The sequence below is a fragment of the Citrobacter sp. RHB21-C05 genome, from assembly GCF_013889015.1.
Classification (GTDB): domain Bacteria; phylum Pseudomonadota; class Gammaproteobacteria; order Enterobacterales; family Enterobacteriaceae; genus Citrobacter_A; species Citrobacter_A sedlakii.
The window spans coordinates 2,229,619-2,246,372 of record NZ_CP057611.1 but is presented as its reverse complement, the minus strand read 5'-3'; the positions used below and the strand labels follow the sequence as shown (position 1 = coordinate 2,246,372).

The window sequence follows — 16,754 nt, the reverse complement described above, 5'->3', positions numbered from 1 at the left end:
TCTTTCTGGCCCATCCTGACACGCTGTCCCGTTGCAGGATGGGCTGTCAACATTACGGCTTTTGTTGATTTTGCTCAGCCTTACCAAAAGAGCGCGTCATGCCATGACCATGCTCCCCCGCGCCGCTGACCCTTTTTAACTGTATCACTTGCCCTTTCTCCCAGGCGTTGGCGCCTTGTGCTACCGGATGCGCCACAATATCCCGCCGCTGTTGTTTAATTTCTTGCGTTTTGATAGCCAGTCGACGGTCCCGATCGGCTAATAGCGCCGGGTCCAACTGCCCGTCGCCGGTAAAGCCCATCATCAACGCGGGGATCCCCATTGGAAGCGTTTTATCGCGATCGGTATGCCACGTATGCCAGGTTTTGCCGTAGGTGTTGACGATTTTGCTCATCAACGCTTTGTCCGCGACGGCGGGAAGACCCGGCGCCACCAGGCTGCCGGACTTCACTTCATACTGATGGCTATGCCAGAGTTTTTTTTCCTCTGGCGGCAGCGTATTGAATAACCGCTCGCTAATGATGTATTCAACGCCCATCAGACGCGCGTCTTTGGTATTCCCGTCGTAGATCACCGCCTGCATCACTTCATCATTAAGTACAGTGACATAATGATGCGCTTCCATCTGACCATTTTTATCGCCACTGTAGAAATGGAAGCCATCCAGATAGGCGCTGATGGCCTCGATCGGCGGCCGGGACTGTATCACTTCCGCCCCGACTTCCAGCGTACGCAGGCTTGCGGACGTTTCTTTACCGGGTATCGGCGTCTTCGGCGGGGTCGTGTTCGCCCCGCAGGCCGTTAATAACGCAACCGATGCTGCAATGCATAACCCTTTTTTCACTTATGGCCTCCTGAATAATGCGATGCTGCGTCCGGCAAGTTCATAATCCGTTTCATTTTCGATAATCAGTCCCTGTTCAGGGTCATTAGCCGTGTTCAGTTCCAGTACCCAACCGCCATCCCCCGTTTGCGGGATGCTGAACGGCACGCTACATTCGAAGGGATTCAACAGAAGCAGAACCTCGTGCCAGATCCCGTCTTCGGTCTCGAGATCGGGACGACCGATATACACGCCAAGCGTGGAGCCTTCATCCCACTGCTCCGGCTGCTGTAGCCCGCCCCCGGCATTAAACCACTGGATAACCATGCCATCGCGCCAGTTTTCCCGACGCAGCAACGGCTGCTGTTTCCGCAGTTCAATAAGGTGGCGCGTAAATTCCCGCAATTGTTGCGCTGACTCCGGTAAATTCTCCCAGTGGACCCAGGAAATGTCGCTGTCCTGGCAGTAGCCGTTGTTATTCCCGTTCTGGCTGCGGCCAAACTCATCACCGGCCAGCAGCATCGGCGTACCGTGGGACAGCAGCAGCGTGGCGAGGAAATTACGCTTTTGCTGTTCGCGCGTGGCGTTAATGACGGCATCATCCGTGGGACCTTCCGCGCCATAATTGCATGACCGGTTATCGTTATGTCCGTCGTTATTGTCCTCGCCATTCGCCTCGTTGTGCTTCTCGTTATAGGACACCAGATCGTTCAGGGTGAAACCGTCATGCGCGGTAACAAAATTGACGCTCGCCCATGGCCGCCGCCCTCGCAGGTCATAGAGATCGCCGGAGCCAAGCAGGCGTGCGGCAAAATCGGTAGAAACGTTGTCGCCCTTCCAGTATTCGCGCACCGTATCGCGGTATTTATCATTCCATTCTCCCCACCCAGGCGGGAAACCGCCTACCTGATACCCGCCCGGCCCAATGTCCCAGGGTTCACCGATCAGCTTGAGTTTCGACAGCACCGGATCCTGCATCATCGCGTCAAAGAAGCCGCCGCGCTGATCAAACCCCTCCGGTTCGCGACCGAGGATCGTCCCGAGATCAAAACGGAAACCATCAACGTGCATCGCTTCCGCCCAATAGCGCAGCGAGTCCATCACCATCTGCAGCACGCGGGGATGAGAGGTATTAACGGTATTCCCCGTCCCCGTGTCATTAATATAATAACGATGCTGATCCGCCAGCGTGCGGTAATAGGAGAAGTTATCAATACCCTTAAATGACAGCGTCGGCCCCAGCTCGTTACCTTCCGCGGTGTGGTTATACACCACATCCAGAATGACCTCGATACCCGCATCATGATAGGCGCGCACCATGTCGCGAAAGCCCTGTATGCCGCGCGGACCGTAGTAGCGCGTCGCCGGAGCGAAAAAGCCCAGCGTGTTATATCCCCAGAAGTTTTTCAGACCTTTGTCCAGCAGATGCTGATCGTCCGGAAACCAGTGAACCGGCAGCAGTTCGACGGAGGTAATGCCAAGACTTTTAATGTAATCCACGCTTGCCGCATGGCCCATTCCTTCAAACGTGCCGCGCAATTCTTGCGGTATCGCGGGATTCAGCCAAGTGAAACCTTTGACGTGAGTTTCATAGACAATGGCGCTGGGCCAGGGAATATCCGGGCGACGGTGATCCTGCCAGTCGAACGCATTCGGGTCGACAACCTTACATTTTGGCGTAAACGGGGCGCTGTCGCGGGTGTCAAAGCTAAGATCCTTTTCTTCGCTTTCCAGATCGTAAGCGAAATGCGCCTCATTCCAGGCGATATCCCCCACCAGTTCCCGGGCATAAGGGTCTATCAACAATTTATGGGGATTGAAACGGTGCCCGTTCTCCGGATCAAAAGGCCCGTGAACCCGATAGCCGTACAGCGCCCCGGGTTCCAGACCCGGCACGTAGCCGTGCCAGATCTCATGCGTAAATTCCGGTAAGGTCAGGCGGGCAATTTCGTTTTGTCCGCTCGGATCATACAGACACAGTTCTACGCGCTCGGCATGGGCGGAGAAAAGCGCAAAATTAACCCCCTGTCCGTCGTAGTTTGCCCCTAACTGCTGGCTGTGCCCTGCTGTGATATCAAATTGTTTACCTTTTGCTTTTGCCATTATCCATTTTCCCTTTCTGCACCCGTCTGTTCAGACGGGTGTTCGCGTAAAACAGCAATAAGTGGATGACCGGGGAGTTGCGCGACGTCAAGCGTGGCGCCGACATCGACCGTCTCGTGATGAAAGACGTCTTCATACTGACGATTCGCCAGCCGTGCGGGCAACGCGATACGGGTGTCTGCCCACAGCGTGCCGCCAGCAGAGGAGAGTTCGCCCTCTATGCGATGGAATACCCAGCGTGGCGCCACCACCACCAGCGCGTTTTTTTCATCTGCTCTGGCATAAGCAATGACGTGCTCCGCGTTGTCCCCCTCGGCGTCGAGCGGCAGATAGTCGCCCTTGCGAAACAGCGTGGGAAACCTTTGTCGCAGATGCAGCAGAACGGCGGTCACATACTGATTCACTTGACCATTCATCCAACACGCTTCCTGCGTAAATACGCGGCTATCTGCTTGTGCGAGCTGGCGGGCCAACAGGGCAAAGTCCGGCAGGCGACGATTATCCGGGTCAACCAGACTGAAATTGAGCGCCTCGCTGCCCTGGTAGATATCCGGCACGCCTGGGGCGGTCAGTTTAATCAACGTCTGGGTCAGGCTATTCACCAGTCCGGCACGAATAAACGGCTGCAACGCAGCGTGAAAATCCTGCAAAAACAGCGTGTTTTCTGGTGACAGCATATGCCGGGCATAATCCAGAACCGCCGTTTCGTAGGCCTCGTTGGTATCCACCCAGTCCGTCCGCAGCTTGGCTTCGCGTAGCGCTTTTTCCACAAATTCAAGGAATCGCTCCTCAAGCGCCTGCAAACCGTTCGCGTCATCCGGACGGAATACCGCGGGCCATACCCCCGCCAGCGCCTGATAGAGCATCCAGGTATCCGCCGCTTTGGGCGCGGTTCCGTCATTGAGAAACCGGACATGGGTCTGGTTCATTTGCCGCCATCGCGCCAGATGCTCCGCCCAACGCGCCGGCGCCTCGGTCAACGTGTATAACCGGGCGCGGGCGTCTTCGCCGCGTTTGGTGTCGTGAGTCGACGTGCTGGACAGCGCATCCGGCTGTAGCCGCATACGGGACTGCATCTCCTGATGAAAGCGCGTGAGCGAAAAAAAGCGTTGAACGGGCTCTGCGCCAACTTCATTTAGCGCCAGATCCATGTTCTGGCGAAAGAACAGCGTGTCCTCTACCGATTTGGCCATTAGCGGGCCGGTGAGCTGCTGGAAGCGCGTGCGGAAGGTCGCCGCCGTGGTGGTCAGGCAGGCGTCATCGGCACCGACCAACAACCGAGAGAGAAAACCAAGCGCCTGAGCGTCCGGGGCAAATTCACTGGCGCTCAGCTGTGCGGTGACACGTCGCAGCAGCTCGCGATCCGCCGTGCTGAATCCCTGCGCGGTGCCATACGTTCTGTACACCGGAAAGGCAATCAGCAGTTCTCGCAGCGCGCCGCGCAGCGTCTCGTCATCAATATCGACACGCTGTTGACGGGCCAGTTCGCTTGCCAGTTTCAACAAGCGGGCAAATTCGCCGGCAAAATTACGCTCTATCATCAGGACCCGCGCCTTACGCAGTTCAGCGCGCATATCCACCTGCTGACCGACTGCATCCTGCCAGACGCGTCGGAGATCCCCCAGCGCGCGATCGTCCACCAGCACTTCGGCCAGAGCCGCAATAAACTCATAGCCGGTGGTACCCGAAATCGGCCATTCCTGCGGTAATTCCTCCCCGCGGGCAAGAATTTTTTCAACGGTGATATAGCACGCCTCACCGACCTTTTGACGTAAACGCTGAAGATAGGCCTGCGGATCGGCAAGGCCGTCAATATGGTCGATACGCAATCCGTCCACAGCGCCGTTTGCCACCAGTTCAAGGATCAGTTGATGGGTGTCATCAAATACCCGATTGTCCTCCACGCGAACGCCAACCAGTCCAGTGACTTCAAAGAAACGGCGATAGCTCAGATTTGTCGCGGCCTCGCGCCAGGACATCAACCGCCAGGGTTGCCGTTGGTGCAAGTCGGCAATAGCCTGTTTATCGGTCATCGCCAGCACATCCGCTTCATTTCCCTGCCAGGTTGACGGATCCAGTGGGTAAAAGGCGTCATAATAGGCCAGCGTCGGTTTACCCGTTTGCGGTTCCGCTTTGATGCTGATCTCCCCTTTTTCCAGGACTTTCTCAAAAGTGTCGCCAAGGAACGGTAATGTCAGTCGCTGTGACCAGTCGATATCGAAATGGCTGGCGTAAGCGCTTTTCTCTCCGTGTTCAATAACGTCACGCCACCAGCGATTTTCCAGCGAACTGGCCATATGGTTAGGGACGATATCGAGGATCAGACCCATTTGCGCAGCGTGAAGCGCTTGCACCATGCGATCAAATCCTTCCCGCCCGCCGATGGCAGGATCGATCTCATTACAGTCTGTGACGTCATAACCGTGGGTCGAGCCCGCTGTCGCCGTAAAGATTGGCGAGGCATACAAATGGCTGATCCCGAGCTTTTTCAGGTACGGTATCCGTTCGCTAACGGCGTCAAAAGTCATGCCGTTGCGAAACTGAATTCGGTAGGTCGATGAAGGGATCATGGTAAGGTTTCTCCCTGTGCGAATCGGACGACAATGGCATTTGGATTAAGACGCTCGCTGGCTTCCGGCCAGGCGAAAACCGTTTTCCCCGGCATTTCCGGCAGCACCACTGGCACATCGCCAATATTGAACGCCAGCGACAAAACGCCTGTCGGGAAACGCCAGCGCACAGCAACAAAACCAGGGGCAGTCTGCACCACTTCGCCTTCACCGCCGCGTGCGGTTTTCAGCAGCGGGACGATAACGCGCCGGCGTCTGCTCAACAGATCCCGGGTGAAGGTCAGCCACGCTTTTCCTTCTTCATGCTGCATTTTTTGCCAGTCGAGTTTCGCGCGCTGGAACGTCTCAGGCGCATTGGGATCTGGTACGTTCTCGCCTTCATGTCCGGCGTGTCCGGCAAATTCCTTCGCCCTGCCTTCACGCACCGCGCGCGCAAGATCGCCATGGAAATCCGTAAAAAATAAAAAGGGATGCGTTTCGCCGTATTCCTCACCCATAAACAGCAGCGGAATATGTGGCGACATCAGGAGCGTGGCAAGCAGTACCCGTGTTTTCTCGGCTCCCGCCAGCGTAATCAGCCGTTCGCCCTGCGCACGGTTACCGATCTGATCGTGATTCTGAATAAAATCGACAAAGGTAGTCGGTGGCTGCTGTCGGCTGCTAACGCCGCGCGCTTCTCCGCTAACGGCGGACATTTCCCCTTGCCAGGCGAACCCTTCGCTCAGTGCGCGGGCAACATAGCGTTCGGGCTGAGTGGCGAAGTCGGCGTAATACCCATGATTTTCCCCGGTCGCCATGACGTGAATGGCGTTATGGAAATCGTCGTTCCACTCACCGGAAAAGAGTGGCGTCGCGCCATCTTCAGAACGCGGATGTAAAAACAAGACATTACGGTTGTCTTCGGTGGTGAGATGTATCGGCCGGTCGCTAATCTCACGACGGATACGTTCGGCTATCTCTACCAGCAGATGCGGTTGAGCGTCATCTTTGATCTGATCGATGGCGTCAAAGCGCAATCCGTCAAGCTGATACTCCACCAGCCAGTACAGCGGCGCGTCAGCAATATAGCGGCGTACCGCGTCGTTTTCATAGGCGATGCCGTTACCCCACGGCGTCATGCGCGCGGCGTCGAAAAAGTTCTCAGATAACAGCGGCAGGTAGTTACCTTCCGGCCCAAAGTGGTTGAGCACGATATCAAGAACCACCGACAAACCGTAACCGTGTGCGGCATCAACAAAGGCTTTAAAATCGTCTGGTGAACCGTAGGCGGAATGCGGCGCATACAGCAACGTGCCGTCATAACCCCAGCCGCGTTGACCGCCAAACTGCGAAACCGGCATCAGTTCAATGACGGTAACGCCCAGTTCCGCGATATACGGAAGTCTGGCGATTGCCGCCTGGAATGTCCCTTCAGGCGTAAAGGCGCCGAGATGCAGCTCATAGAACACCGCTTCTTCCCAGCGACATCCCTGCCAGTCAGTGTGTTGCCAGCAATAGGCCTCGGGATCGACGACGCGCGACGCGCCGTTCACATCGTCACACTGCGCACGCGAGGCCGGATCGGGAATTGCCGTCCCGTCGTTCAATACAAACTGATAAGGCGTTCCCGCCTTGACGCCGTTAACCTGGCACTCAAACCATCCCTCTCCGCTGGCCGTCATTTCATGGTTTCGATCGTGAATACGGAGATACATCTTTTCCTGACTCGTCGCCCAAATGCGAAAGCGAACGACATCCGCGGCCACAAATTCACACCCCCAACTTCTGATAAAGGATTTTGAACTCATACTGTCGCCCCATTAGACCCGTTTCATCCTCGGGTGAGTTTTATGCAGCAAATACCCCTACCGTTGCTGTATGAAACAGCATACGCAGAACAAGCATAGACCAGCTCTGACGATTGCGAGGTGACAGTGTCACGTCTGAAGCGCTTTTTCTGACTCGCGCCCCCCTGAAAAGCGGATCGATAAACGGGGTTTACGCAGGTGTTTGATATTTCTTTCAATGAATAATGACGAACGTTATTTCCTGAAATCAATACGCGAGGGATAGACTAAAATAAATACGTATAAACCATGATGGCTTTTGGTTTTCATTTTCTCTTTTATTCACGCAGGCGCAAAAGGTTATTCATCTAAAAACAGACTAAAAGAACGGGCTTTTTATTGCTTATGGTGATAACGCCGGATTTTCAGGCTTTGCCTGCAGATTTGTATAAAAATATCCCTTAAGTCATGACACTCTTTCTTTCATATGATGATGCTACATTACAGGTGTGACGTATTATTTAATTCGATCTACTATCCATAAAACTGCGAAGACGCCTGTCCCGTGTCTTTCGCGAACGACCGTAAGGATCTGCCTGATGGAGATGTATCTTAAAAGAATGAAAGACGAATGGGTCGCGTTGGTTGAACAAACGGACCCGCATATTCGTAAACTGGCTTCTGAGATTGCGATTCACCACGCGCACACCCTGAGCATCGAGTTTTATCGTATTGTGCTTGCCGACCCGCATGCTGAAGAATTTTTAAGTAATGAACAGGTGGAGCGGCAGCTAAAACACGCGCTGGAAAAGTGGATTGTCGATGTGCTCTCCTGCACTAGCGGTGATGTTGATGAGTTAATCAAAGTGCAGCATACGGTCGCTGAAGTTCATGCCCGAATCGGGATTCCCGTCGAACTGGTGGAAATGGGTTTTCGGGTTCTGAAAAAATTGCTCTACCCGATCATCATAGACAGTCACCATGAGGCGACTGAGAAACTCCTGATCTACCATTTTTCTATTAACAGCATCGATCTGGCGATGGAAGTCATGTCCCGGGCCTTCTCTTTTAGCGAAAGCAGCGCGGCAAAAGAAGATGAAAACTATCGTATTTTTTCCCTGCTGGAAAATGCCGAAGAAGAAAAAGAGCGCCAGATTGCCTCACTGCTCGCCTGGGAAATGGATATTATCTATAAAATTATGCTCGACGCCGACTTTGGCAACAGTCTGCCGTTAAGTCAGGCGGATTTTGGGCTGTGGTTTAACCATAAAGGGCGTCACTATTTTAGCGGCATCGCTGAAGTGGGCCATATTTCCCGACTGATCCAGGATTTTGACGGCCTGTTTCATCAAACCCGGGGAACCGCAAAAGCGCTGAACAATAAAGCCTCGCGGGTAAAGTTCCTTCTGCAAATCCGCAATACCGTTTCGCAAATCATCACTCTGCTTCGCGAACTGTTTGAAGAAGTTTCGCGCCATGAAGTGGGAATGGATGTATTGACGAAGCTACTCAATCGCCGGTTTCTGCCCACCATTTTTAAACGCGAAATCGCCCACGCCAACCGTGCCGGAACGCCGCTTTCCATTCTGATTATTGATGTGGATAAATTTAAAGAGATTAATGACACCTGGGGACACAATACCGGTGACGAGATCCTGCGGCGCGTTTCCCAGGCCTTCTACGACAACGTGCGCAGCAGTGACTATGTTTTTCGCTACGGCGGCGATGAATTTATTATTGTGCTGACCGAAGCCACCCAGACCGATACCCTGCGCATCGCGGAGCGTATTCGCAGCCGCGTTGAGAAAACCAAAATTAAGTCCCCCGATGGTGAAGCGATCCCGCTTTCGCTTTCCATTGGCGCGGCGATGTTTAACGGCCACCCCGATTATGAACGCTTAATTCAGATTGCTGACGAGGCGTTATACATTGCGAAAAGGCACGGCAGAAACCGTGTTGAACTCTGGAAACCAGGCGCCTGAGTGTTTTCCGGACGCAGAGGTAACACATGAAGCTAACCGACGTTAAAAGCACCGGAGACAGCATTTTCATTCCCGCGCTTGAGCAAAGCATGATGGGCGCCGTGCTGATCAACGACAACGACGAAGTGCTGTTTTTTAATCCGGCGGCGGAAAAGCTGTGGGGATACAGCCGTGATGAAGTGCTCGGGAAAGGCATTTCGATGCTTATTCCCCGGGATTTGCGCGCGGTGCATCCGGACTATATTCGCCATAACCGCGAAGGCGGGCAGCCGCGCGTCGTCGGCATGAGCCGGGAACTGCTGCTGGAACGCAAAGACGGCAGCAAAGTGTGGACCCGCTTTGCGCTGTCGAAAATTAGCGTGGAGGGCCGGATCTTTTATCTGGCGTTTGCCCGTGACGCCAGCGTCGAAATGGAACAAAAGGAGCAAACGCGTCTGCTGCTGTTAGCCGTCGACCACCTTGATCGTCCCGTTATCGTTCTTGACCATGAGCGGCGCATCGTCCAGTGCAATCGCGCCTTCAGCGAAATGTTCGGATACAACATTCAGGAGGCGTCAGGACAGTTGCCGGACAGCCTGCTCCACATTCCCGAAACGCCGTCAGATAATCGTCTGCGGCTGCAACAGTTGCTCTGGAAAACCACCCGCGACCAGGACGAGTTCCTGGTCATTACCCGTTCCGGCGAGGAAATCTGGATCAAAGCCTCCATCAGCCCGGTATATGGCAAAGAAACCGATCTGCCCAATCTGGTGATGACCTTCTCTGACGTCACGGAAGAACGGCAAATTCGCCAACTGGAAGGCAATATTCTTGCGGCGATGTGCGCCAGCCCGCCGTTCCAGGAAATGGGAGAAATCATCTGCCGCAATATTGAAGCCGTTCTCAGAGACACCCACGTCTCGCTGTATGCTCTAAAAGATGGCGCCCGGCATTTCTGGGCGTCATCTTCTGGAAAAGCGGCGCGCAAAAACCTCGACGTCTGGTCGCTGACGATCCGCCAGCGCGACGGCTCTCCCGCCGGTACGCTGTTAATTAAAACCGTTAAAGGAAAAGAGACCAGCGCCTTCATCCAGCGGGTTGCCGATATCAGCCAGCATCTGGCCGCGCTGGCGCTTGAGCAGGAGAAAAGCCGACAGCAGATTGAGCATTTGCTGCAGTTTGACCCGTTCACCGGTCTGCCTAATCGTAACCATCTGCATGCTTATCTCGATGAAACCACCCGCGAAGAGCCTCAGCGCTCGCCGGTGGTTTTTCTGATAGGCGTGGATCATTTCCAGGACGTGATAGACAGTCTGGGCTACGCCGTGGCCGACCAGGTGCTATTGCAGATCATCAATAAGATCCGTGAACGGCTAAGACCCGATCAGTACCTCAGCCGAATTGAAGGCACCCAGTTTGTGCTGGTCAGCCATGACAGTGAAATGAGCAACATTACGCACTTCGCCGACGAGCTTATTAGCATTGGTAATGAAGCGACGCTGTTTGACGATAAGCCCTTCCCGTTGACGTTTAGTATTGGCATCAGCTATGAAGCGGGTAAAAACCGTGATTACCTGCTGTCGACGGCGCACAATGCGATGGACTTTATCCGCAAGGCAGGCGGTAACGGCTGGCAATTCTTTGACCCGGAGATGAACCGCGCGGTTAGAGAACGCCTGCGGATGGGCGCAGCGTTAAAAAGCGCCATTGCCAACAACCATCTGCGTCTGGTCTATCAGCCGCAGATTTTCGCCGAAACCGGTGAGCTTTACGGTTTCGAGGCGCTGGCCCGCTGGAGCGACCCGAAGCACGGTAATGTTCCTCCAGGCCGCTTTATTCCGCTGGCGGAAGAAATTGGGGAAATCGAAAACATCGGACGCTGGGTGGTTCGGGAAGCCTGCCGTCAGTTGGCCGAATGGCGCGCGCAGTCGCTGACCATACCCACCTTATCGGTTAACCTCTCGGCCCTGCATTTTCGCAGCAATCAATTGCCCAACCAGGTGTCGGAAGCGATGCTGGAATTCGCCATACCGGGCGAACAGCTGACGGTGGAAATCACGGAAAGCATGATGATGGAGCAGGATGAAGAGATCCTCAAACGCATCACGGTGCTACGTGATATGGGCGTTGGGCTGTCGGTTGATGATTTTGGCACCGGCTTTTCCGGTCTGTCACGGTTGGTCAGTCTACCCGTGACCGAGCTGAAAATTGATAAATCGTTTGTTGACCGCTGCCTGACGGAAACACGGATCCAGTCGCTGCTGGAAGCCATTACCCGTATCGGACAAAGCTTAAATCTGGTGGTGATCGCGGAAGGGGTGGAAACCAAAGAACAGTTTGAATTTTTACGCTCGGTCAAATGCCCAGTGATTCAGGGATATTACTTCTCGCGTCCGGTTGCGGCAGAGGAGATCCCAGGGTGGATGAACAGTACGCTTCCCGTCAGCCTCTGATGCGACCCGGCGGCACGTTTTCCGCCGGGCCTGAAGCACTGCACAGACTTAAGGCAGCGTAAAAGAAGAGACCTGCTTCGCCAGTTGATCCGCCTCGGCTTTCAGGATTTGAGTACGCGCGGCGGCATCGTCAATCAGCGACGCGTTTTGCTGCACGGTTCCGTCCATTTCGGTCACCGCCAGCGTCACTTCCGCCACGCCCTTACGCTGTTCTTCCCCGGCCACGCGAATTTCGCCCATCAACTGACGAACCTGACGGACGTGCCCCACCAGCTCCTGTAGCCGATCTCCCGCGTGATGGATTTGCTGGCTGCTGCTGTCAACATGTGAAACCGACTCGTCTATCAGGGCTTTGATCTCCTGAGCCGCCGTTGCGCTACGCTGTGCCAGCGTGCGAACTTCCGAGGCAACGACGGCAAAGCCCCGTCCCGCATCCCCGGCTCTCGCCGCTTCCACCGCCGCATTGAGCGCCAGAATATTGGTCTGGAAAGCGATACTGTCGATTACCGACACAATTTCTACCATCCGCCCGGACGACGCGCTGACGTTATCCATAGTGGAAATCACCTCGTGCATCACATCGCCACAGCGGTTGGCGGTCTGCGCGGTATTTTCCGAAAGCTCATCCGCCAGTGCGGTATTGGCGGCATTCTGCTGTACCGTGGCGTTAAGCTGCTCCATTGCGGCAGCGCTCTCTTCCAGCGCCGCCGCCTGTTGCGTGACGCGGGTGGACAGTTCGGTGTTGCTGTCAGCGAGGCTTGTGGCTGTACTGGCGACCACTTCGCTGCTTCCGCGTACCGTGACAAGGATTGCGGCGATTTTATCGACAAAGAGATTAAAGGCTTCAGCGATAGCGGAAATCTCGTCTTTACCTTTTACCGCCAGACGACGCGTAAGATCGCCTTCCCCTTGCGCAATATCATCCAGCGCTTTGCGGGTATCATCCAGTCGGGCAATCAACCGGCGCACCAGCAGCCACGCGCCCAACAGCAGCAACGCCATCAGCGGGATCAATACCACCAGAACGTCACGCATCATTTCCTTTGCCAGCCCGACAATCCGTGCTTCTGGCGTAACCAGTCCGACCACCCAGCCGGTATCCGCCATTGGAAACAGCATGACCCGCGAAGCGGCGTTAAGAATGCCGTCGTGCTCCAGCGCGACGGACGCAGTGCTGGTCTTCGCTACGCTGAGCGCGCGTAACTGGCTGGCGACAGGCGCGAGCCATGGCGAGGCGTTGACCAGCTCACTGACGGTTTTAAATTGTTGCTGCTCGATCGGTGGGAAATAGAGGATCTGCCCCTGCTTATCCACCACAAAGGCGTAACCACCGGTGTGACCGCCCTCTTTCTGCATAAAGCGGGCGACGTTATCAAGGCGTATATCCGTGGTGGCAACCCCGGCAAACTGACCCGACAGCAGATAAGGCACACTGCAGGTCACCATGTTAATTCCGGAAATGGCGTCCTGATAAACGTCAGACCACAGGCAGTTTTCCGCAGACCGTCCTTTCGCCTGTTGATACCAGCTTTCGTTATGGTAACCATTACCGGTAGCAGCGTTATATTCATCCGAATACACCAGCTTATTATCGGTATTACGCGCCCAGAAAAAACTGCGTCGCTCCAGGCCAGGCGTAAAAGCGTTCGGCTCCGGCCAGATACCGCCTCCGGTAATAATGCTGTCGCTGTCGATGCCCAGTAACTGCGGAGCAACGGTGCGATACAGATTTTCATCATTGGGCAAGACCTCTGCCAGACGCGCCAGGCTGACAGTTTCCCCCTCTACCCGTGACAGGACGGTACTGAGCTGGCGCGTCAGGCCATGTCCTGTCTCCTCTATTAGCGCAGTGTTAATCTCCACAACGCGAGGCTGACCTCGCCAGAGCATAATCACCACAATCACCAGCGTCGTAACAATCAGCAGCACGATCCCGCCGAGCGTCAGGCGCGTGGAAATACGTGACGGATACCAGTCCATACAAACTTCCTTATCATTCAGGCTAATTTGTATTCAGTATCGGCACGCCGGAGAAGAGCTTTATTATTTATTTCCGTGATGAAGATGATTGACATGTGACGTTGTCACAAATAACAAAACCCAGCACTCTGGCTGGGTTTAAATAACGACTCAGATTTATTTGCTTAATTCTTTTTTGATTTCGTCTTTGATTTTTGTTAATTCGCTCTGAGGATGTTTTTTGCATATTTCGACAGCAAGCGGCACCGCCGTGGTGACGGTTTCGTCAAAGGTCACGTAATCCCCGCCTTTAAAATCTTCATCTTCGTTCAATACCCAGAAAGCCACGGGCGCCATGGTTTGCGGGTTCAGGTCAACAAACTCCTGGCAGCTCATCCCCCTGGGGGTAACGTCTGTTTTTGTGTTACTGGTCGCCGCATTGACGCTGAGACTGGTTAACAGCGCTGCCGCTAAAATACCTGCAGTCGCGAAGGAAAATGTGTTCATTATTCTTACTCCATTTATGAGATCAATAATCTCTACATGCGCGCTTAAACCGTTAATGTAGAACGAAAGAAATAATACCCTTCACGAACATGAAATAAATATGCGCTCTGATGTTATGGCTATTTTTTATATTTTTGGATGCTAATCCTGCTGTTTGCAAAGAGGCGGCTCTCCGTGAACTACCCCGCCGGGCAACCGGGTATAGCCTGACGCTTATCCATATGCCTTCTTCAACGTATCTAACAATGCCTGGGCGGCGGTAGAGAGCTTATGATGGGCCGATCGCAGCACGCCCACTCTGCGTTCAATCACCGGACCGTCCAGTTCCAGGCACACCGCGCCAAGCTCGGTCATCTGCGTACGGCAGAGCGCGGGCACCGCGCTACCGCCGAGGCCGTTTGCCACCAGACGCCCCACGGTAACCAGTTGATGACTTTCCAGCGCCACCTCCAGCGGGCGGCCGCTTTGCGCCAGTTGTTCTTCCAGCATCAGACGCACAGCCGAAGGACGCTGGAGAGCGATAAAATCCAGGCTCAACAGCTCGCGCCAGCAAAGCCGTTCCCGCGTCGCGAGGCGGGAATCCGGCGGGACTATCGCCACAAAGCGGTCCAGACCGAGCGGGGTAAAGTGCAGATGCCCGGAATAATCCGGCTCGAAGGCAATCCCCATTTCCACCCGCCCTTCACTTACCATTTCAATCACCTGTTCATTGATCACATCATGAACGGTAACGTTGATCCCGGCGTAGCGGTCACGAAAGGCTTTCAGCACCGGCGGCAGGACGTTCGCCGCAAAGGACGGCATCGCCGCTACCGACACTTTTCCCCGCTGGAGTGTAAAGCGCTGGCGCATGGCTTCTTCAGTGTTATCCCAGTCGGCAATAAGCTGACGCGCCATCGTCAGCAACGTTTCCCCCTCCTGGGTCAGCGTGACTCTCCGCGTGGTTCGCAACAGTAATGGCCCCCCCAGCGATTCCTCCAGGCCTTTGATCGTCAAACTCAGCGCGGGCTGGGATATATTCAGCCGTTCGCTGGCGTGGGCGAAATTCAGAGTGTGAGCTACCGCTAAAAATGCGCGTAACTGTTTGATGCTCATTCTCATTTTGCGCCCCATTAACTGTTTGAATACATTTAATTAACATCAAATTGATAAAAAAACCAAATGAGTGAGTCACAAATTTAAAATTAACAAATCATTTTCCGCCCCTAATGATGTCGGCAAGGACAACTGGAGGGGCAATGATATGTCTGGACTGGATAAACGCGTCGCTACGTATCAAGAGGCGCTGGACGGGATCACCGACAACATGACGCTGCTGGCGGGCGGCTTTGGACTCTGTGGTATACCGGAAAACCTGATTGCCGAGGTTCGCCGTCGCGGGGTTCAGGGACTGACAGTGGTGTCAAACAATTGCGGCGTCGATGGCTTCGGTCTGGGCGTACTGCTGGAAACACGCCAGGTACGCAAAGTGGTGGCCTCTTACGTCGGTGAAAACGCCCTCTTTGAACAACAGGTACTGAGCGGCGAACTGGAAGCGACGCTGACGCCCCAGGGCACGCTTGCGGAACAGTTACGCGCAGGCGGCGCGGGGATCCCTGCTTTCTTCACCGCCGCCGGTTACGGTACGCCAGTGGCCGAGGGTAAAGACGTGCGGGAGTTCAACGGTCGCCCGTACATTATGGAACGCGCGATTACCGGTGATTTCGCGCTGGTTAAAGGCTGGAAGGCCGACTGGTACGGTAACGTTATCTATCGCCATACCGCGCAAAATTTCAATCCGCTAATGGCTGCCGCCGGACGCATCACGGTGGTTGAAGTCGAAGAAATCGTCCCCCCTGGCGAACTTGATCCTGCCGCGATTCATACCCCTGGCATCTTCGTCGATCGCCTGATTCAGGGCCATTTCGAAAAACGCATTGAGCAACGCACATTACGCCGCTAAGGAGACAGAACATGTTAACCCGCGAACAAATGGCTATGCGCGTCGCCCGGGAACTGCGCGACGGCTATTACGTCAACCTGGGGATTGGCATCCCCACCCTTGTCGCCAACTACATCCCCGAGGGCATGGACGTGATGCTGCAATCGGAAAATGGACTGCTGGGAATGGGGGCGTTCCCGACGGAGGACGAACTGGATGCCGATATGATCAACGCCGGAAAACAGACCGTCACCGCACGCAAGGGCGCGGCGATTTTCGACTCAGCGCAGTCGTTCGCCATGATCCGCGGCGGACACGTTGACCTGACCGTGCTGGGCGCGTTTGAAGTTGACGTTAACGGCAACATCGCCTCATGGATGATCCCCGGCAAGATGGTGAAAGGGATGGGCGGCGCGATGGATCTTGTCGCGGGGGCGGAAAACATCATCGTGGTCATGACCCACGCGTCTAAAAGCGGCGAATCCAAGCTGCTTCCGGCCTGCACATTACCGCTCACCGGCGTGAGTTGTATCAAACGTGTCCTCACCGACCTGGCGCTGCTGGACATTGCCGATGGCCGCTTCATCCTGCGCGAACGTGCGCCAGGCGTGAGCGTCGAGGAGATCGTCGCGAAAACCGCCGGCAAGCTGGTTGTGGCGGAAAACGTGCCTGAAATGCAGTTCACCTGAGG

At 54.8% G+C, this 16,754-nt stretch carries 11 protein-coding genes; 4 read left to right on the top strand and 7 right to left on the bottom strand.

The genetic code is table 11. The annotated features are described in order from the left end of the window. Positions 1–52: 52 nt before the first annotated feature. The 4 genes from HVX72_RS10745 to treZ are packed head-to-tail and all read right to left on the bottom strand — an operon-like array spanning position 53 to position 7,283. Positions 53–844: an OBAP family protein gene (locus HVX72_RS10745; RefSeq protein ID WP_181823179.1), complete on the bottom strand. Its 792-nt coding sequence runs from the start codon at positions 842–844 to the stop codon at positions 53–55. Beyond that, entirely contained in the window at positions 845–2,926 is a 2,082-nt protein-coding gene (glgX, locus tag HVX72_RS10740) for a glycogen debranching protein GlgX (protein ID WP_181823178.1), read from the bottom strand. After that, on the bottom strand, positions 2,926–5,496 hold the full coding sequence (gene treY, locus HVX72_RS10735; RefSeq protein WP_181823177.1) for a malto-oligosyltrehalose synthase: 2,571 nt from the start codon (positions 5,494–5,496) through the stop codon (positions 2,926–2,928). Before treY ends, glgX begins: the two co-directional genes overlap by 1 nt. Beyond that, complete coding sequence (treZ, locus tag HVX72_RS10730; protein WP_181823176.1) at positions 5,493–7,283, bottom strand: malto-oligosyltrehalose trehalohydrolase; 1,791 nt, start codon at positions 7,281–7,283, stop codon at positions 5,493–5,495. Before treZ ends, treY begins: the two co-directional genes overlap by 4 nt. Before the next feature lie 578 nt (positions 7,284–7,861). Between treZ and HVX72_RS10725 the strand changes: the two genes are divergently transcribed. Further along, entirely contained in the window at positions 7,862–9,244 is a 1,383-nt protein-coding gene (locus tag HVX72_RS10725; protein WP_042283011.1) for a diguanylate cyclase, read from the top strand. Between the two features lie 26 nt (positions 9,245–9,270). Further along, positions 9,271–11,676, top strand: coding sequence for an oxygen-sensing cyclic-di-GMP phosphodiesterase DosP (gene dosP / locus HVX72_RS10720; RefSeq protein ID WP_181823175.1), 2,406 nt, complete (start codon positions 9,271–9,273; stop codon positions 11,674–11,676). A 48-nt stretch (positions 11,677–11,724) separates the two neighbouring features. On the opposite strand, the gene HVX72_RS10715 is transcribed toward dosP, so the two are convergent. The 3 genes from HVX72_RS10715 to HVX72_RS10705 all read right to left on the bottom strand — a co-directional run bounded on the left by HVX72_RS10715 (position 11,725) and on the right by HVX72_RS10705 (position 15,243). Beyond that, positions 11,725–13,656, bottom strand: a complete 1,932-nt coding sequence (locus HVX72_RS10715; RefSeq protein ID WP_181823174.1) for a methyl-accepting chemotaxis protein — start codon at positions 13,654–13,656, stop codon at positions 11,725–11,727. Positions 13,657–13,812: 156 nt separating this feature from the next. Next, positions 13,813–14,142, bottom strand: coding sequence for an acid-activated periplasmic chaperone HdeB (gene hdeB, locus HVX72_RS10710; RefSeq protein ID WP_042283018.1), 330 nt, complete (start codon positions 14,140–14,142; stop codon positions 13,813–13,815). Positions 14,143–14,355: 213 nt separating this feature from the next. Beyond that, positions 14,356–15,243 carry a LysR family transcriptional regulator gene (locus HVX72_RS10705; RefSeq protein WP_181823173.1) on the bottom strand — a complete coding sequence of 296 codons (888 nt, stop codon included), beginning with the start codon at positions 15,241–15,243 and terminating at the stop codon, positions 14,356–14,358. Between the two features lie 142 nt (positions 15,244–15,385). Here HVX72_RS10705 and HVX72_RS10700 point away from each other — a divergent pair, with 142 nt between their 5' ends. Further along, positions 15,386–16,084, top strand: a complete 699-nt coding sequence (locus HVX72_RS10700; protein WP_181823172.1) for a CoA transferase subunit A — start codon at positions 15,386–15,388, stop codon at positions 16,082–16,084. A gap of 11 nt (positions 16,085–16,095) precedes the next feature. Further along, the gene (locus tag HVX72_RS10695) at positions 16,096–16,752 is read left to right on the top strand and encodes a CoA transferase subunit B (protein ID WP_042283025.1); all 657 of its coding nucleotides are present in this window, start codon (positions 16,096–16,098) and stop codon (positions 16,750–16,752) included. Positions 16,753–16,754 lie beyond the last annotated feature (2 nt).